Source organism: Pseudomonas sp. TWR1-1-4 (assembly GCF_049897165.1).
Lineage (GTDB): Bacteria > Pseudomonadota > Gammaproteobacteria > Pseudomonadales > Pseudomonadaceae > Aquipseudomonas > Aquipseudomonas canadensis.
Map to the genome: position 1 here is coordinate 672516 of NZ_JAFCVS010000001.1, position 19324 is coordinate 691839.

At 59.2% G+C, this 19324-nt stretch carries 23 protein-coding genes and 1 tRNA gene; 3 read left to right on the plus strand and 21 right to left on the minus strand.

Annotated features, from left to right (window positions below):
• Positions 1 to 52 precede the first annotated feature (52 nt).
• From ACP7C6_RS03130 to thrS, 15 genes are all read right to left on the minus strand, one after another.
• The gene (locus tag ACP7C6_RS03130; protein WP_122687054.1) at positions 53 to 1663 is read right to left on the minus strand and encodes a gamma-glutamyltransferase family protein; all 1611 of its coding nucleotides are present in this window, start codon (positions 1661 to 1663) and stop codon (positions 53 to 55) included.
• 21 nt (positions 1664 to 1684) lie between these two features.
• Entirely contained in the window at positions 1685 to 2464 is a 780-nt protein-coding gene (locus ACP7C6_RS03135; RefSeq protein WP_028617086.1) for an amino acid ABC transporter ATP-binding protein, read from the minus strand.
• A gap of 2 nt (positions 2465 to 2466) precedes the next feature.
• Positions 2467 to 3243 (minus strand): amino acid ABC transporter permease, encoded by a 777-nt coding sequence (locus ACP7C6_RS03140; RefSeq protein ID WP_010209179.1) that lies wholly within the window; start codon positions 3241 to 3243, stop codon positions 2467 to 2469.
• Between the two features lie 11 nt (positions 3244 to 3254).
• Positions 3255 to 4061 (minus strand): ABC transporter substrate-binding protein, encoded by an 807-nt coding sequence (locus ACP7C6_RS03145; RefSeq protein ID WP_028617087.1) that lies wholly within the window; start codon positions 4059 to 4061, stop codon positions 3255 to 3257.
• A 65-nt stretch (positions 4062 to 4126) separates the two neighbouring features.
• The gene (locus ACP7C6_RS03150) at positions 4127 to 4795 is read right to left on the minus strand and encodes a GntR family transcriptional regulator (RefSeq protein ID WP_028617088.1); all 669 of its coding nucleotides are present in this window, start codon (positions 4793 to 4795) and stop codon (positions 4127 to 4129) included.
• 436 nt (positions 4796 to 5231) lie between these two features.
• A complete protein-coding gene (locus tag ACP7C6_RS03155; RefSeq protein WP_122687056.1) occupies positions 5232 to 5663 on the minus strand; it encodes a hypothetical protein in 432 nt (143 codons plus the stop codon).
• A 334-nt stretch (positions 5664 to 5997) separates the two neighbouring features.
• Positions 5998 to 6074 (minus strand) — tRNA-Pro (locus ACP7C6_RS03160).
• A 90-nt stretch (positions 6075 to 6164) separates the two neighbouring features.
• Positions 6165 to 6521, minus strand: a complete 357-nt coding sequence (locus ACP7C6_RS03165; RefSeq protein WP_010209127.1) for a MerR family transcriptional regulator — start codon at positions 6519 to 6521, stop codon at positions 6165 to 6167.
• On the minus strand, positions 6502 to 6804 hold the full coding sequence (gene ihfA, locus ACP7C6_RS03170) for an integration host factor subunit alpha (RefSeq protein ID WP_002553164.1): 303 nt from the start codon (positions 6802 to 6804) through the stop codon (positions 6502 to 6504). Before ihfA ends, ACP7C6_RS03165 begins: the two co-directional genes overlap by 20 nt.
• 3 nt (positions 6805 to 6807) lie before the next feature.
• Positions 6808 to 9186: a phenylalanine--tRNA ligase subunit beta gene (gene pheT, locus ACP7C6_RS03175; protein WP_426108252.1), complete on the minus strand. Its 2379-nt coding sequence runs from the start codon at positions 9184 to 9186 to the stop codon at positions 6808 to 6810.
• A gap of 26 nt (positions 9187 to 9212) precedes the next feature.
• Positions 9213 to 10229, minus strand: coding sequence for a phenylalanine--tRNA ligase subunit alpha (pheS, locus tag ACP7C6_RS03180; RefSeq protein ID WP_017737822.1), 1017 nt, complete (start codon positions 10227 to 10229; stop codon positions 9213 to 9215).
• Between the two features lie 109 nt (positions 10230 to 10338).
• Positions 10339 to 10695, minus strand: coding sequence for a 50S ribosomal protein L20 (gene rplT / locus ACP7C6_RS03185; protein ID WP_003174975.1), 357 nt, complete (start codon positions 10693 to 10695; stop codon positions 10339 to 10341).
• Positions 10696 to 10725: 30 nt separating this feature from the next.
• The gene (gene rpmI, locus ACP7C6_RS03190; RefSeq protein WP_002553160.1) at positions 10726 to 10920 is read right to left on the minus strand and encodes a 50S ribosomal protein L35; all 195 of its coding nucleotides are present in this window, start codon (positions 10918 to 10920) and stop codon (positions 10726 to 10728) included.
• A gap of 60 nt (positions 10921 to 10980) precedes the next feature.
• Positions 10981 to 11532, minus strand: coding sequence for a translation initiation factor IF-3 (infC, locus tag ACP7C6_RS03195; protein WP_169850653.1), 552 nt, complete (start codon positions 11530 to 11532; stop codon positions 10981 to 10983).
• A complete protein-coding gene (thrS, locus tag ACP7C6_RS03200; RefSeq protein ID WP_028617090.1) occupies positions 11532 to 13454 on the minus strand; it encodes a threonine--tRNA ligase in 1923 nt (640 codons plus the stop codon). Before thrS ends, infC begins: the two co-directional genes overlap by 1 nt.
• 368 nt (positions 13455 to 13822) lie before the next feature.
• Between thrS and ACP7C6_RS03205 the strand changes: the two genes are divergently transcribed.
• Together ACP7C6_RS03205 and ACP7C6_RS03210 are read left to right on the plus strand one after the other, a co-directional pair.
• Positions 13823 to 14137 (plus strand): hypothetical protein, encoded by a 315-nt coding sequence (locus ACP7C6_RS03205; protein ID WP_016978147.1) that lies wholly within the window; start codon positions 13823 to 13825, stop codon positions 14135 to 14137.
• Between the two features lie 289 nt (positions 14138 to 14426).
• Complete coding sequence (locus ACP7C6_RS03210; RefSeq protein ID WP_003234260.1) at positions 14427 to 14639, plus strand: cold-shock protein; 213 nt, start codon at positions 14427 to 14429, stop codon at positions 14637 to 14639.
• Between the two features lie 73 nt (positions 14640 to 14712).
• Here ACP7C6_RS03210 and ACP7C6_RS03215 read toward each other — a convergent pair whose 3' ends face one another.
• Positions 14713 to 15033 carry an I78 family peptidase inhibitor gene (locus ACP7C6_RS03215; RefSeq protein ID WP_025857833.1) on the minus strand — a complete coding sequence of 107 codons (321 nt, stop codon included), beginning with the start codon at positions 15031 to 15033 and terminating at the stop codon, positions 14713 to 14715.
• Between the two features lie 144 nt (positions 15034 to 15177).
• Positions 15178 to 15486, minus strand: a complete 309-nt coding sequence (locus ACP7C6_RS03220) for a hypothetical protein (RefSeq protein WP_311893142.1) — start codon at positions 15484 to 15486, stop codon at positions 15178 to 15180.
• A 170-nt stretch (positions 15487 to 15656) separates the two neighbouring features.
• Here ACP7C6_RS03220 and ACP7C6_RS03225 point away from each other — a divergent pair, with 170 nt between their 5' ends.
• Positions 15657 to 15869 (plus strand): hypothetical protein, encoded by a 213-nt coding sequence (locus ACP7C6_RS03225; protein ID WP_010209115.1) that lies wholly within the window; start codon positions 15657 to 15659, stop codon positions 15867 to 15869.
• 33 nt (positions 15870 to 15902) lie between these two features.
• Here ACP7C6_RS03225 and ACP7C6_RS03230 read toward each other — a convergent pair whose 3' ends face one another.
• The 4 genes from ACP7C6_RS03230 to ACP7C6_RS03245 are packed head-to-tail and all read right to left on the minus strand — an operon-like array spanning position 15903 to position 19321.
• Complete coding sequence (locus ACP7C6_RS03230; RefSeq protein WP_068934153.1) at positions 15903 to 16931, minus strand: nucleoside hydrolase; 1029 nt, start codon at positions 16929 to 16931, stop codon at positions 15903 to 15905.
• Between the two features lie 25 nt (positions 16932 to 16956).
• Positions 16957 to 17361: a D-ribose pyranase gene (rbsD, locus tag ACP7C6_RS03235; RefSeq protein ID WP_068934151.1), complete on the minus strand. Its 405-nt coding sequence runs from the start codon at positions 17359 to 17361 to the stop codon at positions 16957 to 16959.
• On the minus strand, positions 17358 to 18275 hold the full coding sequence (gene rbsK / locus ACP7C6_RS03240) for a ribokinase (RefSeq protein WP_426108253.1): 918 nt from the start codon (positions 18273 to 18275) through the stop codon (positions 17358 to 17360). Before rbsK ends, rbsD begins: the two co-directional genes overlap by 4 nt.
• Before the next feature lie 23 nt (positions 18276 to 18298).
• Entirely contained in the window at positions 18299 to 19321 is a 1023-nt protein-coding gene (locus ACP7C6_RS03245) for a LacI family DNA-binding transcriptional regulator (protein ID WP_016978154.1), read from the minus strand.
• Positions 19322 to 19324 lie beyond the last annotated feature (3 nt).

A 19324-nucleotide genomic window follows, 5' to 3' on the forward strand; every position in this document is an offset into this window, starting at 1 on the left:
GGAATGACAGGCGAGATGAAAAAAAGGGACAGGCTCCGCCAATTTTTTTTGCTTACCACACTGCGATCGTTGAATCCGCCCTCGGCTCGGTGCCGCCGCACAATACACCACTGACCGGGTCGCGCAGGATGATCTGCCCGCGCCCGTAGTCAGTGAGGTCGCTGGCGATCTGCACCTGATGTCCGCGCCGTGCCAAGGCGTTGGCCAAGTCGCGGGACGCGCCCTGTTCGATGCCGACCTTCATGTCACCCAGCCATTGCCAGCGTGGCGCATCCAGCGCCGCTTGCGGGTTGAGGCCGAAATCCACCAGGTTCATCACCATCTGCACGTGACCCTGGGGCTGCATGTAGCCGCCCATCACGCCGAACGGGCCGAGGGCCTGGCCGTCCTTGGTGAGAAAGCCGGGGATGATGGTGTGGAAGGTTTTCTTGCCCGGTGCCAGGCAGTTGGCGTGCGTCGGGTCGAGGCTGAACTCCTGCCCACGGTTTTGCAGGGCGATGCCGCTGTCGGGCAGCACCACGCCGGAGCCGAAGCCGTGGTAGTTGCTCTGGATAAACGAAACCATATTGCCTTCGGCGTCGGCCGTGGCCAGGTACACCGTGCCGCTGGCGTGAGGGTCGCCGGGTTTGGGCGCCTGGGCCTGCTCGCCGATTTGTCCACGGCGACGGCGGCTGTAGTCATCGCTGAGCAGGTCAGCGACGGCTACGCGCATGTGCAGCGGGTCGGTGATGTAGTGCAGGCCGTCGCTGTAGGCGAGTTTCATCGCCTCCAATTGGCGGTGCCAGGTCTGCTGGCTGTCGCGGTGATCGAAGCTGAAGCCTTCGAGGATTTTCAGCGCCATCAACGCCACCAAACCCTGGCCGCTGGGTGGGATTTCCCACACGTCCACGCCCCGGTAGCTGACGTGGATCGGCTCCACCCACTCGGCGCGGTAATCCTTGAGATCGCTGGCGCGCAGGTAGCCGCCGCTGGCCTTGGAATGCGCGTCCAACCGTTCGGCCAGGGCACCGCGATACAGGCTTTCGCAACGGGTGTTCGCCAGTTCTTCGAGGGTACGGGCCTGGGCCGGGTTGCGAAACATCTCCCCGGCCCGTGGCGCGCGGCCGTCGATCAGGAAGGTGTCGAACCAGGCGTCCAGCGCCCCGTCACGATGGGGCGCGAATTCTTCCAGGGTGAGTTGCCATTGATGGGCGACTACCGGCGACAGCGGGAAACCGTCGCGCGCCAGGCGGATGGCCGGTTGCAGCAACTGGGCAAACGGCAATTTGCCGAAACGCTGGGACAGCTCGGCCCAAGCCGACGGGCAACCCGGCACCGTAACCGGCGTCCAGCCATACAGCGGCATTTGGTCATGCCCGGCGGCCTTGACCGCCTCGACACTCAAGGCAGCCGGCGCATGGCCGTTACCATTCAAACCGTGCAACTGGCCCTTGCACCAGACCAGGGCAAACGCATCGCCGCCGAGGCCGCAGCCGGTGGGCTCCACCACCGTCAAAGCGGCCGCCGTGGCAATGGCAGCATCGATGGCGTTACCGCCCTTCTGCATGACCTCGATACCGGCCTGGGCGGCCAGGGGCTGGGACGCCGCGACCATGCCACGCTGGGCAAACACGCTCTGGCGCTGCGAGGGATAAGGGTACTCATGAGCAGAAAATTCAAACATGGCAGAGGCTCTTCCAAAAGGTCATAACACGCGGCTGAGAAAAGCTCGGGTACGGGGATGGCTGGGGCGGCTGAAAATCTGCTCAGGCGGCCCTTGTTCGATGAGTTCGCCCTGGTCGAGCACCACCACGCGGTCGGCCACTTCACGGGCGAAGCCCATTTCGTGGGTGACCACCACCATGGTCATGCCCTCCTCGGCCAGCTCCTTCATCACCTGCAGCACTTCGCCGACGGTTTCCGGGTCGAGGGCACTGGTGGGTTCGTCGAACAGCATGGCCTGGGGTTTCATCGCCAGGGCACGGGCGATGGCCACCCGTTGCTGCTGGCCGCCGGAGAGCATCGATGGGTAGTGGTTGGCTTTGTCCGCCAGACCGACCCGCGCCAGTAATCCACGGGCCTGTTCCAAGGCTTCGGCGCGTGGCGTGCCGAGTACCTGGATCGGCGCTTCGATGATGTTTTCCAGCGCGGTCATATGCGGGAACAGGTTGAAGCGCTGGAACACCATGCCGATGTCGCGGCGCTGGCGGGCAATGTTACGCTCCGAGTCGCGCACCAGGCTGCCGTCGCTGCGCTCGCGATAACCCATGGCGCGGCCGTTGACGCGGATACGCCCGCCCTGGATGTCTTCCAGCAGGTTGATGCAGCGGATAAAGGTGGTCTTGCCCGAACCCGAGGCGCCGATCAGCACCACCACCTCACCGCGCCGTACTTGCAGGGAAATCCCCTTGAGGATCTGCAGCGTACCGAACGACTTGTGGATATCCAACGCTTCGATGATCAGTTCTTCACTGTGGTGCGCCATGGTTATCGTCCCCTCAGCAGTTTCAAGGTGCTGCGCCCGAACATGCGGCTGGACGCCGGTGGCGGCGCGGAAGGCCGGTCGGACTGGCCGAAACGCGCCTCCAGCCAGCGCTGGAAGAAGCCCCAGAGCGTGGTGAGCATCAGGAAGTAGATCGCCACCACCAGGTACAGCTCGAACACGCGGAACGTGGCCGAGGTGACCATCTGCGTGCTGAGCAGTAATTCCTGCACGCCGATCACGCTGACCAGGGTGGTGTTCTTGAGCATCACGTTGAACTCGTTGCCCAGCGGCGGCACGATCACGCGGAACGCCTGGGGCAGCACAATGCGCCGCATCAGCTTGGCAAAGCCCATGCCCAGGGAGCGCCCGGCTTCGTATTGGCCCTTGTCAACCGCACCGATGCCGGCGCGGATGATTTCGGCCATGTAGGCGCCTTCGTTGAGGCCCAGGGCGATGATCGCCGCCTGGATATTGCCGGGCACGACCAGGCCGAACAGGTCGATGTCCTCAAAGCGGAAAATCCCGCCCGCCGCCAGCGCGGTGTAGAGAAACACGATCTGCACCAGCAACGGCGTGCCGCGCATCAACCACACGTAAAAGCGCACCGGCAGGTGCAGCAGCGGGTTCTTTGACAGGCGCAACAGCGCCGCCGCCAGGCCCAGCACGCAGCCCAGCAACATCGCTGACACCGCGATCAGGCAGGTCAGCCACAGCCCGGTGAGGTACACCCCGCTGGGCTGCAACAGGTACTGCCAGAACACATCCCAATTGAAGTTCATGGCGGGCAACCTCAGTCGAGAGTGTCACTGCTGACATGCCATTTGTTCAGCAACGCCACATAGCTGCCATCGCTGCGCATGTCACTGATCACTTGCTGCACGGCGGCGGTGAGTTGCGGGTCGTCCTTGCGCATGCCCAGGCCGGTGAGGATGCGGCTGAAGGCCGGCACGCCTTCCTCGAACAGGTCCGGGGCCATCGCGGCGTAGTAACCGGCGGTTTCCACGGTGGTGCCGTAGGCGTCGACCTGGCTGATGCGCAGGGCCTGGAAGGCATCGGTATCGGTGTTGTACACCACCAGCTTCATCGGCGGCTTGCCGGCCTTGGTCAGGCTGTCGTTTTGCGCGTCCAGCAGGGTCTTGATGGTGGAACCGTTGAGCACCGCAACCTTGTGCCCGGACAAGTCATCCAGGGCCTTGATGCCTTTGGGATTGCCCTTGGGCACCACCACCGACTGGCTGGAATACATGTAGTTGACGATGTCGATCACCTGCCGCCGCTCGGGCTTGTCGAACAGCTGGTCGACGATCATGTCACACTGCTGCGCAAGCAACGCCGGCACCAGGCCGGAGAACGGAATCACCCGCCACTGCAGCTGTTTGTCGCCCAGGCGCTTGGCAATCTCGAGCCCGAGATCGACGGTGAGTCCGCGCGGTTTCTGCGCTTCATCGAAGGACACCAGGGGCGGCGAATCCATCCCCGAGCAATACACCAGTTTATCGACGCTCTTCAGGCGCTCCGGCACCTGGGGCGCGGCAATGGCCCATTGGGTACAGAGGCCGAGGGAGACAGCCACCAGCAAGGCGCGGCGTTTATGCATGACCAGATACTCCAGTTCGTTGGTTAACGGGGCAGGACTCAAAGTCAAAACACAGCAGGTCTTTCTTATTGTTCGGCTTGCAGGAATTGGATCAGCGCTGGCACGGTCCCCTCGATGTGCTCGCGCACGACCGCCTCGGCGCGGGCCGCGTCACCGGAACGGATGGCATCGAGGATCACCGCGTGTTCCTGGCGGGCGCTGAGGGGTTTTTCGCCGTGCTGCAGCCACAGGCGCATGGGCGCTTCCACCAGCGAGTACAGCGCCGAGATCTGTTTCATCAAACGCGGGCGGCCACTGAGGCTGCACAGGTATTCGTGGAAGGCGCGGTGGCGGCTGACCCAGGCGGCACTTTCGTCGCGGTAATCGTCCATTTCGTCGAGCAGGCGCTCCAGTGCGGCCAATTGGCGTTCGCCGATGCGTGCGACTGCCACGCGCACCGCCAGGCCTTCGAGGGCGCTGCGCATCTCGAACACTTCGTGCAATTCATCGATATCCAGGCCGCTGACCACGGCGCCCCGGTTGGGTCTGAGGGTTACCAAACCTTGAGCATCCAGACGACGGAAGGCTTCGCGCACTGGCATGCGGCTCATGCCAATTTCGCTGGCGATGTCTTCGGCAATCAGCCGGTCGCCCTTGCGGTAGCGACCACCGCAAATGGCGTCGAGCAGGAAGTTGTAGGCCTCCTCCTCGGCGGTGAGAGGCTGGCGGTCAACATAAGCGGGGGCAAATTGCATCGGCAGCACCTTTTGAATTTTTGTATCCAATTATCCATAAATACAAAATAGCAGGATGTGTGCCAACTGACCTGGCGATGGGCCAAGTGATTGATTCAGATGAAGTCGCGGAAAAATGTTGGTAGTTGAGTGAAAAGCATACGTAGGAGGCTGCTACCAAATGGCTCAGAAAGCGCCCCATCTGTGGGCGTAAGTAACGGGGTCGATCAGCGCGACTTCACGCGGATACTGCCGTCGTTCGAATTGATGTCCGATAAGGTTATGGGTGATGACATCGGGGTTTAAACCTGTCTGACACCTCGATAACTCCGGACAGTATTGTTCCCCATGCCACCCTGGCGGATGTTGAGGGCAGGTCCCCGTGTTGATAGCTCTACAAATGGCAGATACAAGAAGCCCGGCGCTGGGCCGGGCTTCAATGTAACAACGTCAGGGGCTAACGATGCTTGTTCTTGTGTTTATGCTTGTTGTTGCTTTTGTGCTTCTTACCATCTGATCGATGACTGTTCTCATCATCTGCCAGGTTATTCCCCAGCGCGCCGCCTGCTGCACCACCTACACCGGCGCCGATAGTCGACCCAGTTGTGCCTCCGAGGCGATTACCAATGAGCGAGCCACCGGCTGAGCCAATGCCGCCACCTAGCGCAGCTTCCGCTCTGTTGCCTCGTTGAGCGCCGACAGCACTGCCGGCGGCACCACCAACACCTGCGCCTACCGCTGCGCCCGTTGAGCCACCGAGCTGTTGACCTACGATATTGCCAAGTGCACCACCAACGCCGCCTCCAAGAGCGGCTGTGCCATCTCCGGCGGCCATCGCTCCTTGCGAAATGAAGGCGCCCAAAACCAGGGCGGGTAGTGTCATTTTCATTGTGTGAACCTCTGTGGGTTGTCAGCAGGCGCTCACGGTTTAAAACACGCCTGGAATTTGGAGGAGAACAAAAGGCCGAAGTTCTATGCCGACTATGCCCAGGGGCAAATGGTTGTAACAAGGTATTCCGTGATGGTGCGAGGGGGAACGCTTAACACCAAAGGCCCTGCCAAAGTCGCTATCAAGAAGCATTCTTGTCAGTGCTAAATATCTCGCGCGCTTACAACGAGGCGGCATCACGAAATGGTCGAAAATTCTGCAGGGGTAAATGTGGGGTTTTTTCGGGCATGAAAAAGCCCAACCTTTTCAGGTTGGGCTAAGTCATTGAAATATATGGTCGGGACGGAGTGATTCGAACACTCGACCCCTAGCACCCCATGCTAGTGCGCTACCGGACTGCGCTACGCCCCGACTAGGCGTGTTACTGGGTTTGCTTCTTGACGAAGCGATCCGGAATATACCGCAAGCTTTTGAAATGTGGAAGTATTTTAAAAGCTTGAATCACTTCTTCAGCACTACCAGCACATCTTCAAGTTCTGCAATCATCTGGCGGATCATTTGTTTGTATTGGGTGGTGTCGTCTTTGGCTTCATCACCGGACATACGCTGGCGCGCGCCGCTGATGGTGAACCCTTGGTCGTACAGCAACGCGCGGATCTGTCGGATCATCAGCACATCCTGGCGCTGATAATACCGACGGTTCCCGGTGCGTTTGACGGGGTTGAGTTGAGGAAACTCCTGCTCCCAATAGCGCAGCACGTGCGGTTTTACCGCACAGAGCTCGCTGACTTCACCAATGGTGAAGTAGCGTTTGCCTGGGATGACGGGTAGCTCGTCGTTATGACTTGGTTCCAGCATAAGCCTCAACTCGGGCCTTCAACTTCTGCCCTGGACGAAAGGTGACCACACGGCGAGCCGTGATCGGGATTTCTTCTCCCGTTTTTGGATTGCGGCCAGGCCGCTGGCGTTTGTCCCGCAGGTCAAAGTTGCCGAAACCGGACAATTTGACCTGCTCGTTGTCTTCCAGAGCGTGTCTGATCTCTTCAAAAAACAGCTCGACCAATTCCTTGGCCTCGCGCTTGTTCAGACCCAACTCTTCGTACAGACGTTCCGCCATCTCAGCTTTCGTCAAAGCCCCCATACGTCACTTCCTTAACGTGGCGTTCAACCTTTGTTCGAGCGAGGTGAGGATATTTTGTGTCGTGGTATTCACCTCATCGTCATTAAGAGTGCGCGATGGATGCTGCCAGGTCAAGCCAACTGCAAGGCTTTTTCTATGCGGATCAATACCTTTACCCTGATAGACGTCAAATAGCCTGAGGTCTGTCAGCCATTCCCCTGCATTTTCACGGATTACATCCAGAACGGCAGTGGCGGCCACTCCACGGTCGGCAATCAAGGCCAGGTCACGGCGCACTTCAGGGAAGCGCGACAGCTCGCTGAATTTAGGCATTTTGCCTGAAGCCACTTCAGCCAAAACCAGTTCAAATACGAAGACCGGACGGTCGAGACCGAGGGTTTTCGACAGCTCAGGGTGAATGGCGCCGACGAAGCCCACCAGGCGCCCTTCACGCTCGATGCGCGCAGTCTGGCCCGGGTGCAACGCTGGATGGCTGCCCGGCAGGAAGGTGAATGCATCCAGCGCACCGGCAAAACCCAGCACCGCTTCCACGTCAGCCTTGACGTCAAAGAAGTCCACGGCATCGCGGCCCTGCGCCCAGCCTTCCGGCAGACGGCTACCGCAGACCACGCCAGCCAACATCGGTTCTTGTTTCAGGCCGTCCAACTGTCCTACGAAACGCAGGCCACTTTCGAACATGCGCACCCGATCTTGCTGACGGTTCAGGTTATGGGAAAGGGCTTTCACCAAGCCTGGCCACAGCGACGAACGCATGGCTGCCATGTCGTTGGAGATCGGGTTGGCCAGCAACAGTGGCTCGACGCCTGGGTTGAACAGCTCGAACTGCTTGGGATCGATGAAGCTGTAGGTCACCGCTTCCTGATAACCACGGGCAACCAGCAGGCGACGCAGCTCAGGCAGGTGCGCACGCGCCTCGGCCTTTGGTTGTGGCGCCAGGCGCGCTTGCGGATAACGGACCGGCAGGCGGTTGTAGCCGTAGAGGCGGGCCAGCTCTTCGATGAGGTCGACCTCCAGGCTGATATCGAAGCGATGGCTTGGTACTTCAACGTGCCACTGCCCTTCCCCACTCGAGGAAATAGCCAGACCGAGGGCCGACAACAGTTGCTCGATTTCAGCCGGCTCGATGACCAGGCCAAGCATCTGCTCGACACTCTTGGCGCGCAGAGTGATCGGTGCAACGGACGGCAGGAACTGTTCGTTGACGGTTTCGGTGATCGGGCCGGCTTCGCCACCGGTGATTTCCAGTAGCAGGCCAGTGGCGCGCTCCATGGCTTCACGGGCGAGATTCCAGTCCACGCCACGCTCGTAGCGGTGCGAAGCATCGGTGTGCAGGCCATAGGAACGGGCCTTGCCGGCGATGGCGATCTGGTCGAAGAACGCACTCTCAAGGAACACGTCACGGGTAGTAGCGGACACACCGCTGTGCTCGCCACCCATCACGCCGGCAATCGCCAGGGCGCGGGAGTGATCGGCGATGACCAGGGTGTCGGCACGCAGGCTGACTTCCTGACCGTCGAGCAATACCAGCTTCTCGCCTTCTTCGGCCATACGTACACGAATGCCGCCGTTGATTTCGGCGAGGTCGAACGCGTGCAGCGGTTGACCCAGCTCCAGCATCACGTAGTTGGTGATGTCGACCGCGGCGTCGATGCTGCGAACGTCGGCACGACGCAGGCGTTCAACCATCCACAGCGGGGTTGGCTTGGACAGGTCGACGTTGCGGATCACACGGCCCAGGTAACGCGGGCAGGCGTTTGGCGCCAGCACGTCAATCGGGCGTACTTCGTCGTGCACAGCCGGCACGGCGGCAACCACTGGACGGGTGACTGGGGCGTTGTACAGCGCGCCCACTTCACGCGCCAGGCCCGCCAGGGACAGGCAGTCGCCGCGGTTCGGGGTCAGGTCGACCTCGATGCTGGCGTCTTCCAGGTCAAGGTAAACGCGGATGTCCTGGCCCACTGGCGCATCGGCCGGTAGCTCCATCAGGCCATCGTTGCCCTCACCGACTTGCAGCTCGGCCTGGGAGCACAGCATGCCGTTGGACTCAACGCCACGCAGCTTGGCCTTCTTGATCTTGAAGTCGCCCGGCAACTCGGCACCGATCATGGCGAACGGAATCTTCAGGCCCGGGCGCACGTTTGGCGCTCCGCACACGACCTGGAAGGTTTCCGCGCCATTGCTGACCTGGCACACACGCAATTTGTCGGCATCGGGGTGTTGTTCGGTGCTTAGCACCTCGCCCACGACCACACCGCTGAAAACACCGGCGGCGGGCGTAACGCTATCGACCTCAAGACCGGCCATCGACAGACGCGCAACCAACGCGTCGCGATCTACCTGCGGGCTTACCCAGCCACGCAGCCATTGTTCACTGAATTTCATCCTGCTCTCCTAAAGATTCGTTACGACTAGCGAAATTGCGCGAGGAACCGCAAGTCGTTGTCGAAGAACAGACGCAAGTCGTTCACGCCGTAACGCAGCATGGCCAGACGCTCAACGCCCATGCCGAAGGCAAAGCCCGAGAACTCTTCTGGATCGATGCCGGACATGCGCAGCACGTTAGGGTGAACCATGCCGCAGCCCATGACTTCCAGCCAGCCGGTCTGCTTGCAAACGCGGCAGCCTTTGCCGCTGCACATCACGCATTCCATATCGACTTCAGCGGATGGCTCGGTGAACGGGAAGAACGATGGGCGGAACCGCACCGCCAACTCCTTCTCGAAGAACACCCGCAGGAATTCTTCGATGGTGCCTTTGAGGTCGGCGAAGTTGATGTCGCGATCAACCAGCAGGCCTTCGACCTGGTGGAACATCGGCGAGTGGGTGATATCGGAGTCGCTACGGTACACACGGCCTGGGCAGACAATGCGGATCGGCGGCTTGTTCGCTTCCATGGTGCGGACCTGTACCGGAGAGGTATGGGTGCGCAACAGCATGTTCGCGTTGAAATAGAAGGTGTCGTGCATCGACCGGGCCGGGTGATGGCCTGGGATGTTGAGCGCCTCGAAGTTGTGATAATCGTCTTCGACCTCGGGGCCTTCGGCAATGCCGTAGCCAATGTGGGTGAAGAACTGCTCGATACGTTCCAGAGTCCGGGTGATCGGGTGCAGACCGCCCGAGGCCTGGCCGCGACCAGGCAAGGTTACATCAATGGACTCGGCGGCGAGTTTGGCCGCGAGATCGGCCTCCTCCATGGTCGCCTTGCGCGCATTGAGTACCTCTGTGACACGCTCCTTGGCGACGTTGATCAGCGCACCGACTTGCGGACGCTCTTCAGCCGGCAAATTCCCCAGGGTCTTCATCACCTGAGTCAATTCACCTTTCTTGCCAAGGTAGTGAACCCGGATTTGCTCCAGGGCATTGATATCTTCAGCGCTTTGCACAGCCTCAAGGGCTTGGGCGACGAGCGCGTCCAGGTTTTCCATGTACAGACTCCAGATACAAAATAGGGGAAGAGCTTGAAGGCTCTTCCCCTATTTAAGACGTTTACCACCTTGGGCTACAGACGTAACCCAGGGTGATTGTCGGGGGTACTTAAGCCAGAGTGGCTTTAGCTTTCTCGACAATCGCAGCAAACACCGCTTTTTCGTTCACTGCCAGTTCGGCCAGAACCTTACGGTCGATCTCGATGGAAGCTTTTTTCAGGCCAGCGATGAAACGGCTGTAGGACAGACCGTTAACACGTGCACCAGCGTTGATACGAGCGATCCACAGAGCGCGGAACTGACGTTTTTTCTGACGACGGTCGCGGTAGGCGTATTGGCCTGCCTTGATTACCGCTTGCTTGGCAACACGGAATACGCGTGAACGCGCGCCGTAGTAGCCTTTAGCAAGTTTCAGAATTTTTTTGTGACGTTTACGGGCAATGACGCCACGCTTTACACGAGCCATGAGTTACTTCCTCTATTCTTGATCCAAAAATTAACGAAGGCGCAGCATGCGCTCGACTTTTGCCACGTCAGACGGATGCAGCAAGCTGCTACCGCGCAGTTGACGCTTACGCTTGGTCGACATTTTGGTCAGGATGTGGCTCTTGAAAGCGTGCTTGTGCTTGATACCGTTAGCAGTTTTCAGAAACCGCTTAGCAGCACCACTTTTAGTCTTCATCTTTGGCATGTTCGGATACTCCGCATTCAGTTGATAAACATAATCAGAAGGCCTGCCGTGCCCTGTTGATTACTTCTTCTTTTTCGGGGCGATGACCATGATCAGCTGGCGTCCTTCCATCTTAGGATGCTGTTCAACGGAACCGTACTCCAACAGGTCAGCTTCAACCCGCTTGAGGAGTTCCATGCCCAGCTCCTGGTGGGCCATCTCACGGCCGCGGAATCGCAAGGATACCTTGGCCCTGTCCCCATCACTCAGGAAACGTACCAGGTTGCGCAGTTTTACCTGGTAATCCCCTTCCTCCGTCCCTGGACGAAACTTGATTTCTTTTACTTGAATCTGCTTCTGGTTCTTCTTCGCCGCTGCAATCTGCTTCTTCTTTTCGAAGATCGACTTGCCGTAATCCATCACCCGGCAAACAGGCGGGACTGCGTCGGCGGAGATTTCCACCAGGTCCAATTTGGACTCTTCAGCGATACGAAGCGCTTCATCAATCGAGACGATGCCAATCTGCTCGCCGTCAGCGCCAATTAACCGAACCTCGCGTGCCGAGATATTCTCGTTGATCGGGGCTTTCGGTGCAGCTCGTTTATCTTGTCTCATTTCACGCTTAATAATAATTACTCCGAATCTGGGCGACCACGCCGGGAAACCGCTTGCGCGAGGAACTCAGCGAACTGGGCGACGGGCATCGAGCCCAGGTCAGCACCTTCACGAGTACGCACAGCGACAGTCTGCATCTCGACTTCCCGATCTCCGATAACCAAAAGATAGGGAACCTTGAGCAAAGTATGCTCGCGGATTTTAAAGCCGATCTTTTCATTTCTCAAGTCGGACTTGGCACGAAACCCGCTTTCGTTGAGAGTTTTTTCAACTTCGGCGGCAAAATCTGCCTGTTTATCAGTGATATTCATGATCACTGCCTGGGTCGGAGCCAGCCACGCAGGGAATGCACCCTCGTAGTGCTCGATCAGGATCCCGACGAACCGTTCGAACGAACCGAGGATCGCCCGGTGCAGCATAACCGGGTGTTTACGGCTGTTGTCTTCGGACACGTATTCGGCGCCCAGACGGATCGGCAGGTTAAAATCGAGCTGCAGGGTACCACACTGCCAGACGCGACCAAGGCAATCTTTCAGCGAGAACTCGATCTTCGGACCGTAGAAGGCGCCTTCGCCAGGCTGCAGATCGTACGCAAGGCCCGCGCTGTCGAGCGCAGCGGCCAGTGCAGCTTCGGCGCGATCCCATAGCTCGTCGGAACCGACGCGTTTTTCCGGACGAGTGGACAGCTTCATCTCGACTTCGGTAAAGCCGAAATCGCGATAAACGTCCATGGTCAGCTTGATGAAGGCGGCGGATTCGGCCTGCATCTGCTCTTCGGTGCAGAAGATGTGGGCGTCGTCCTGGGTAAAACCACGCACGCGCATGATGCCGTGCAGCGCACCGGATGGCTCGTTACGGTGGCAGGCACCGAACTCGGCCAGGCGCATCGGCAACTCGCGGTAGCTTTTCAGGCCTTGGTTGAACACCTGCACGTGGCACGGGCAGTTCATTGGCTTGATAGCGTAGTCGCGGTTTTCCGACTGAGTCGTGAACATGTTGTCGGCGTAGTTGGCCCAGTGCCCGGATTTTTCCCAGAGGCTACGGTCAACAACCTGGGGCGTCTTGATCTCTAGGTAGCCATTGTCGCGCTGTACTTTGCGCATGTACTGCTCAAGCACCTGGTACAGGGTCCAGCCGTTCGGGTGCCAGAACACCATGCCCGGTGCTTCTTCCTGAAGATGGAACAGGTTCAGGCGCTTGCCGATCTTGCGGTGGTCGCGTTTCTCAGCTTCTTCGATGCGCTGGATGTAGGCCGCCAGCTGCTTCTTGTCAGCCCAGGCGGTGCCGTAGATCCGCTGCAGTTGCTCGTTCTTCGCGTCGCCACGCCAGTAGGCGCCGGACAGCTTGGTCAGCTTGAACGACTTGAGGAAACGTGTGTTCGGCACGTGTGGGCCACGGCACATATCGACGTATTCTTCGTGGTAGTACAGGCCCATGGCCTGCTCTTCCGGCATGTCTTCCACCAGGCGCAGCTTGTAGTCCTCGCCACGGGCGGTGAACACGTCGATCACTTCGGCGCGCGGCGTGACCTTCTTGATCACGTCGTAATCTTTTTCGATCAGCTGGTGCATGCGCTGTTCGATCGCAGCCAGGTCGTCCGGAGTAAAAGGCCGCTCATAGGCGATGTCGTAATAGAAGCCTTCTTCAATGACCGGGCCGATCACCATTTTCGCGGTTGGATACAGTTGCTTGACCGCGTGGCCAATCAAATGCGCGCAAGAGTGGCGAATGATCTCCAGCCCCTCTTGATCCTTGGGCGTGATGATTTGCAGGCTGGCATCGCCGGTGATCAAGTCGCTGGCATCGACGAGCTTGCCGTCGACCTTGCCGGCCACGGTGGCCTTGGCCAGGCCAGCACCAATGGATGCGGCGACCTCGGCTACGGAAACCGAATGATCGAATGAACGTTGACTGCCGTCGGGAAGAGTAATAGTTGGCATGGCGCCTCCTCTCCTAGTGGTGACCCCTACCAAAGGTCACGTGGGTTGGGATGAGCCAGTACAAGATCCAACACCAGGCCGTTCAATGATGAACGCCTGCCTTACAGCGGCAGGAGCCTTTCGGCCAACCGATAATCGAACCAGAGTGACTGGAGTGAGCTAAAAAAGAACCTGGCAAGGCGGTAATTGGCACGCCTGTAAATAGCCAAGCGCAAGATGCTAGCACAGATGAACGGTCATCGCGGCGCTGCTATCTTGCGTAAATACAAATTCCGCCCTTTATAGCTGCAAAAGTGAACTTGGGCTGTACGCGAGCCCTCAAACCCTCCGAGAATCGCCGTTCGTCCTCGACCCAAAGGAGCATCCTCATGATGCGTTTTACCTCTACCCTCGCTCTCGCCGCCTCCCTGACCCTACTTTCCCTCGGCGCACAGGCGGCAGCCCCGTCGAACTGGCCAGCCGGTGCCCGCGACAGCTTCGTCAGCGACTGCAGCGCCGCCGCCAGCCAGAACGTAGACGTCAAAACCGCCAAAGCCCATTGCGAATGTGGCGCTGACAAGATCAACGCCGAACTGAGCACTGCCGAAATCAAAGAACTGATGACCAATCAGAACGCTAGTCCGGAGCTTAAAAACAAAGCTGTCGCGGCTATCTCTTCCTGCAAAGTCGTGAAGAAAAAGTAAGATTTGCGACTGATCACACAGCTGTTTTGCCGGAAAAATGGCCCGAAAACTGCCATTTCTCACAAATTACACAGGTTTTACGGCTTTTTTTACCAGCTGATATTTCGAGCTTAAGCCCCGTAAATCGGGGCTTTCAGCCGATCAAGGCACTAAACGCAACGCTATTGATTAGCAAACAATGCCTTGGGGGGGCTCCCAAGCCGAACATTTCGACTATGATAGCCCGGTGTGCCCAGTTGGCCTGAGCAGCACAGCACTACTGAAAATATATGTTTCTTGGAGATACACCATGTCTAATCGCCAAACCGGCACCGTTAAATGGTTCAACGATGAAAAAGGCTTCGGCTTCATCACTCCTCAAGGTGGCGGTGACGACCTGTTCGTACACTTCAAAGCTATCGAAAGCGACGGTTTCAAAAGCCTGAAAGAAGGCCAAACCGTTTCCTTCGTGGCTGAGAAAGGCCAAAAGGGTATGCAAGCTGCACAGGTTCGCGGCGAGTAATTCTCCGCTGAGCTAAAAAAACCCCGTCCATGTGACGGGGTTTTTTATGGGCGCTGCAAAAGCCTGGAGCGACTTATCCGCAATTGACCCGTGTGATCACCAGATTGTCGTCGGTGTTCAGGTTCAAGCGATCGGAGCGGTACTCCAGGGTGATCATGTCGTTCGGCTTGAGGATGCGCGCATTCTGCGCACCGGCACGGGTACGCGCCTGCTCCAGCAACTGGGGCGAAGCTTTCTGGCCGATGGTGAATTCGGCGGCCTTCGACTCACAGCGGCTATGACCGGCATCGGCCACGGCGGCGTCTTTGGCTGGCTCAGAGGCACCCGGGGTGCTGCAACCCGCCAACGCGAGTGCTGCCAACAAAGTACCGAATGATGCGAGCTTCCAAGGCATGAAGCCTCCTATGATAAAAAATGGACAGAGATCGTGCGACAGCGATTGTGCGGATTGGTTTCAAGACGTAAACCGCCGCTGGGCAAGTCTGCCTGACTCTCGACAGGCATTCGCCCGGTCAATCGTGACCAGATATGAATGTATTCAGTAGATGTCGATGTAGTCGAACGCCGGCTTCGGCCAGTTTTCCTTCAGCGCATTGAAAATCTGCGTCACCCAGACTTCGTCGCTGGCGGCCACATTGCCTACGTACCCGGAACCCTCGGCCCAGGTCTCCAGGCGAAACAGCAGCCCGTCGATGTCTACACCGCCTACAACCTTCCCAGAGGAGATGTAGGCGATTCCAGCTTTGGTCACCCGTAACTGGTTATGTTCGTCGTCGTTGGCACTGGCGAGCAGTTGGCGCACATTCGCCAATGTCAGGTTCTCGGGGTTGCTCAAATCGATCTGCACGTGGTGTCCCCGGCAATTAAACAGGCGGACAGTGTCGCACAGCGCTGCCGTCATTCCGAATCGCCTCATGCCTAAGTATCAGTGCCAAACGCGATACAAAATGGTTAACTGGCCCGGTAAGCACCGCGTTCCAGCGCACTACCCAGTACTTTCAGCCCCGCGAGACAGTCATGACCACCGTAACGCTCCAAGCCGACATCAAAGCCAAGTGGCCCCAAGGGCAAAGCTCATACAGCCCCGGCAGCCCAGAGGAATTGGCAATCATCGGTATCGACCTGCTGGTCAAGGAACTGGGCACGCAGGCGGCACAAGCGTTCATCGGCCAGATATTCGAGAAATATCCGGCCGATCATATGGGGGCACACGACCCCGAGCGCGAATAAGAACCGGCCGGCGAACACCGACCGGTAGAACCATTACTTCAGACGCGCCAGGCGCTCGGTCAGCAGATCGAAAAAGCCCTGGGCGTCGCCGTTCTCAACCCAGAACACATTCTTTTCCTGCTTCAGGCCGTCGTACCAATCGACGATGGTCTGGCCAAAGGTCGGCCCCTCACGGCTATCCACCACCATATTGGCCTGACGACCACTGAACAGCGAAGGCTTGAGCAGGTAAGCAATGACGGTAGCGTCATGCACCGGGCCACCTGGAATACCGTAGTGCTCCATGTCGCCCTTGACGTATTCGTTAAGAATATCGCCCACCACCTTGCTCGCGTTGTTCTTGATGTCGGCGATCTTTTTCAGGCGTGCTTCGCTGGTCAGCACCTTGTGGGTCACGTCCAACGGCAGGTAGGTCAGCTTGACGCCGCTCTTGAGCACAATCTCGGCTGCCACCGGGTCGGCGAACAGGTTGAATTCCGCCACCGGAGTGATATTGCCGCCATTGAAGTGCGCGCCACCCATCACCACCACTTCCTTGATGCCTTGGGTGATTTCCGGCGCCTGGGTCAGTGCCAGCGCCAGGTTGGTCTGCGGGCCGAGCATGGCGATGGTGATGCTGTGCGGCTTGGCGGTGCTCAGGGTCTTGATCAGGTAGTCAACGGCATTGCCGTCCGCCAGGCCCTTCTTGGGCTCATGCACGGTGACGCCGGAAATACCCTCCTTGCCATGGATGTTCTCGGCGTAGATCGGCTTGCGCAGCAGCGGCGCTGGCGCACCGGCGTACACCGGGATTTCCTCGCGCCCTGCCCACTCGCGGGCCAGGCGCGCGTTGCGGGAGGTCTTGTCCAGGCGCACGTTGCCGGCGACGGTGGTCAGCGCACGGATATTCAGCTCATCCGGGGAGGCCATGGCGAACAGCAAGGCCACTACATCATCAGCACCGGGGTCGGTATCGATGATCAGATCGATCTTTTCCGCCGCCTGGGCGCTTGCAGCAGTGAGTGCGGACAAAAGCAGAACACTCCGGAACAGGTTTTTCAGGGTTGGGAGACCACGTTGCATAAAACACTCCTTGTCGTTGGGAACGCTAGAACGTTACGCCGGATACCAGCGCGATATTGCAGTAAGGCTGACATTCGCCAGTGCGCACCACGGCGCGCGCCTTGCGGCTGAGCTGCTTGAATTCTTCATGGCTGACCAGGCGTCGCTCACCGAGGGCAGCCTGTTCTGTGAGCGTGTTGAGTTCAGCCAGCGCCGGCGGTTGTTTGAGCAGGATTTCTTCGGCCAACACATGGCACTCCACCTGCATTTCACTGAGCACGATACGCAAGGTGCTGATGAAGTCCGGGATGCCTTGGGTCAACGCCAGGTCAATCAGCTCGACGCCAGGGGGCACCGGCAGGCCAGCATCACCGATCACCAGGATGTCGCCGTGCCCAAGTGAGGCGATCACACGCGACAGGGCAATATTGAGCAGAGGTGTCTTTTTCATGAGTGCACAAAACCTTGTACGTCGTGCAGCGTTGGAATAGAGGGTTGCGCGCCGGCACGGGTGACCGACAACGCCGCCGCGACCTGGCCAAAACGGATGGCCTCTGCCTCGCTCTTGCCGTTGGCCAGTGCCGCCGCAAAGCCGCCGACGAAGGTGTCGCCCGCGGCCGTGGTGTCTACCGCCTTGACCTTTGGCGCTTGCAGATGCTCAAAGCGTTGGCCGTCGGTAAACAGCGCGCCCTGAGAGCCCAGGGTGATGATCACTTTACCGGCTCCGGCCTGGATCAGTTGGGTCGCCGCCACCTTGGCGTTGTCAATTGAGTCGACCGTCACGCCGCTCAATGCGGCGGCTTCGCTTTCATTGGGAATGAGGTAGTCGATCGACGCGTACCACTCAGCCGGCAATGGGCCGCTGGCCGGGGCTGGGTTGAGGATCACCGTCTTGCCCAGCTCTCGGCCGCGCTTGAGGGTGTAGCCCACCGTATTCATCGGCACCTCCAGCTGGCAGACGATCACGTCAGCCGCCTGCAGCACCGCGTCGAACGCCTGCAACGAGGCCGGCGTCAGTTCGCCGTTGCTGCCCGCCACGATCACAATCGCGTTCTGGCTGCTGTCATCCACCACGATCAAGGCCACGCCACTGGAGCCATCCACGGTACTGACGGCCTGGCAATCAATCCCCTCAACCAGCAATGCGTCACGCAATTGAGTGCCATAGGCATCGGTGCCGACGCAGCCGATCATCGACACATCGGCGCCCAGTCTCGCCGAAGCGACGGCCTGGTTCGCGCCCTTTCCGCCAGGCACGGTGGAAAATGTCTGCCCGATGAGTGTTTCACCGGCACGCGGCAGCCGGCTGGCGCGGGTCACCAGGTCCATGTTCAAGCTGCCTACTACCACTACTTTTGCTGGCATACATCAGTACTCATCAATTCGGTTCAGCGGTATTGAGCGAATGTGCCGGCGACGGGCGCCGTCGACTCACGCAATACGATGCTCGGCGTCACGATGCGTTGATCGATCGGCATGTGGGGTGTCGCAATTCTTCGCAGTAACAGCTCGGCCGCCGTCTCGCCCAGTTGCACGATCGACTGCCCGACCGTCGTCAACGCCGGGTAGACGTAACGGCCCATTTGAATATCATCAAAACCGATCACTGACAGCTCGCCCGGCACGCGGATATTGCGCTCGGCTGCTGCGCGCAACACGCCGAAACCGATCATGTCGTTGCTGGCAAAAATCGCGCTGGGCGGATTGTGCGCCAACAACTGCACGGCGGCGGCATAACCGCCCGTGCTGGTGAAGTCGCTCTCCTGGGTGCGATTGGCTGCCACGTCGACTCCCGCCTCTCGCAGCGCGCGGTGATACCCCGCCAGACGCATCTGCGCGACACGGGTATGGGCCGGACCGCCGATGCAGGCGATGTCTCGGTGGCCCAGTTCGAGCAAGTGTCGGGTCGCCAGGTAGGCGCCCTCCTCATGGTCGATACGCACCAGGTCCACGTCAATGCCATCCAGCGCCCGGTCGACGATCACCATGGGCGTACGCACCGCGCTCAAGCCGGCGGCAAGACCGCTGTCGTCGCCGCCCACCGAGGTCACGATCAAGCCGTCGATGCGTTTTTCCAGTAACACACGCAAATAGTTGCGCTGCTTTTCAGCGTTGTCGTCGGAGTTGCACAGGATCACGCAATAGCCGTTACGCTCGCAGTAATCCTCGATGCCGCGGGCCAGTTCCGCAAAATACGGGTTGAGGCTGTTGGGCACCAGCAAACCGATGGTGGCCGTGGTCTTGGCCTTGAGCGAACGCGCTACGGCACTGGGCACGTAGTCGAGCTGCTTGATCGCCGCTTCGACCTTGATACGTACCGGCTCGCTGACCGGGCGCGTCTTGTTCACCACATGGGACACCGTGGTGTAGGAAATACCCGCAAGCGCTGCCACATCCTTGATCGTTGCCATAGT

Coding starts and splice junctions, on each gene's coding strand:
- rplT (WP_003174975.1), bottom strand. CDS start 10,695: ATGGCTCGTGTAAAGCGTGGCGTCATTGCCCGTAAACGTCACAAAAAA.
- ACP7C6_RS03205 (WP_016978147.1), top strand. CDS start 13,823: ATGATGCGTTTTACCTCTACCCTCGCTCTCGCCGCCTCCCTGACCCTA.
- ihfA (WP_002553164.1), bottom strand. CDS start 6,804: ATGGGGGCTTTGACGAAAGCTGAGATGGCGGAACGTCTGTACGAAGAG.
- ACP7C6_RS03230 (WP_068934153.1), bottom strand. CDS start 16,931: ATGCAACGTGGTCTCCCAACCCTGAAAAACCTGTTCCGGAGTGTTCTG.
- ACP7C6_RS03155 (WP_122687056.1), bottom strand. CDS start 5,663: ATGAAAATGACACTACCCGCCCTGGTTTTGGGCGCCTTCATTTCGCAA.
- thrS (WP_028617090.1), bottom strand. CDS start 13,454: ATGCCAACTATTACTCTTCCCGACGGCAGTCAACGTTCATTCGATCAT.
- pheT (WP_426108252.1), bottom strand. CDS start 9,186: ATGAAATTCAGTGAACAATGGCTGCGTGGCTGGGTAAGCCCGCAGGTA.
- ACP7C6_RS03215 (WP_025857833.1), bottom strand. CDS start 15,033: ATGCCTTGGAAGCTCGCATCATTCGGTACTTTGTTGGCAGCACTCGCG.
- ACP7C6_RS03140 (WP_010209179.1), bottom strand. CDS start 3,243: ATGAACTTCAATTGGGATGTGTTCTGGCAGTACCTGTTGCAGCCCAGC.
- rbsK (WP_426108253.1), bottom strand. CDS start 18,275: ATGCCAGCAAAAGTAGTGGTAGTAGGCAGCTTGAACATGGACCTGGTG.
- ACP7C6_RS03130 (WP_122687054.1), bottom strand. CDS start 1,663: ATGTTTGAATTTTCTGCTCATGAGTACCCTTATCCCTCGCAGCGCCAG.
- ACP7C6_RS03145 (WP_028617087.1), bottom strand. CDS start 4,061: ATGCATAAACGCCGCGCCTTGCTGGTGGCTGTCTCCCTCGGCCTCTGT.
- ACP7C6_RS03225 (WP_010209115.1), top strand. CDS start 15,657: ATGACCACCGTAACGCTCCAAGCCGACATCAAAGCCAAGTGGCCCCAA.
- rbsD (WP_068934151.1), bottom strand. CDS start 17,361: ATGAAAAAGACACCTCTGCTCAATATTGCCCTGTCGCGTGTGATCGCC.
- ACP7C6_RS03135 (WP_028617086.1), bottom strand. CDS start 2,464: ATGGCGCACCACAGTGAAGAACTGATCATCGAAGCGTTGGATATCCAC.
- ACP7C6_RS03150 (WP_028617088.1), bottom strand. CDS start 4,795: ATGCAATTTGCCCCCGCTTATGTTGACCGCCAGCCTCTCACCGCCGAG.
- pheS (WP_017737822.1), bottom strand. CDS start 10,229: ATGGAAAACCTGGACGCGCTCGTCGCCCAAGCCCTTGAGGCTGTGCAA.
- ACP7C6_RS03165 (WP_010209127.1), bottom strand. CDS start 6,521: ATGCTGGAACCAAGTCATAACGACGAGCTACCCGTCATCCCAGGCAAA.
- ACP7C6_RS03245 (WP_016978154.1), bottom strand. CDS start 19,321: ATGGCAACGATCAAGGATGTGGCAGCGCTTGCGGGTATTTCCTACACC.
- rpmI (WP_002553160.1), bottom strand. CDS start 10,920: ATGCCAAAGATGAAGACTAAAAGTGGTGCTGCTAAGCGGTTTCTGAAA.
- ACP7C6_RS03210 (WP_003234260.1), top strand. CDS start 14,427: ATGTCTAATCGCCAAACCGGCACCGTTAAATGGTTCAACGATGAAAAA.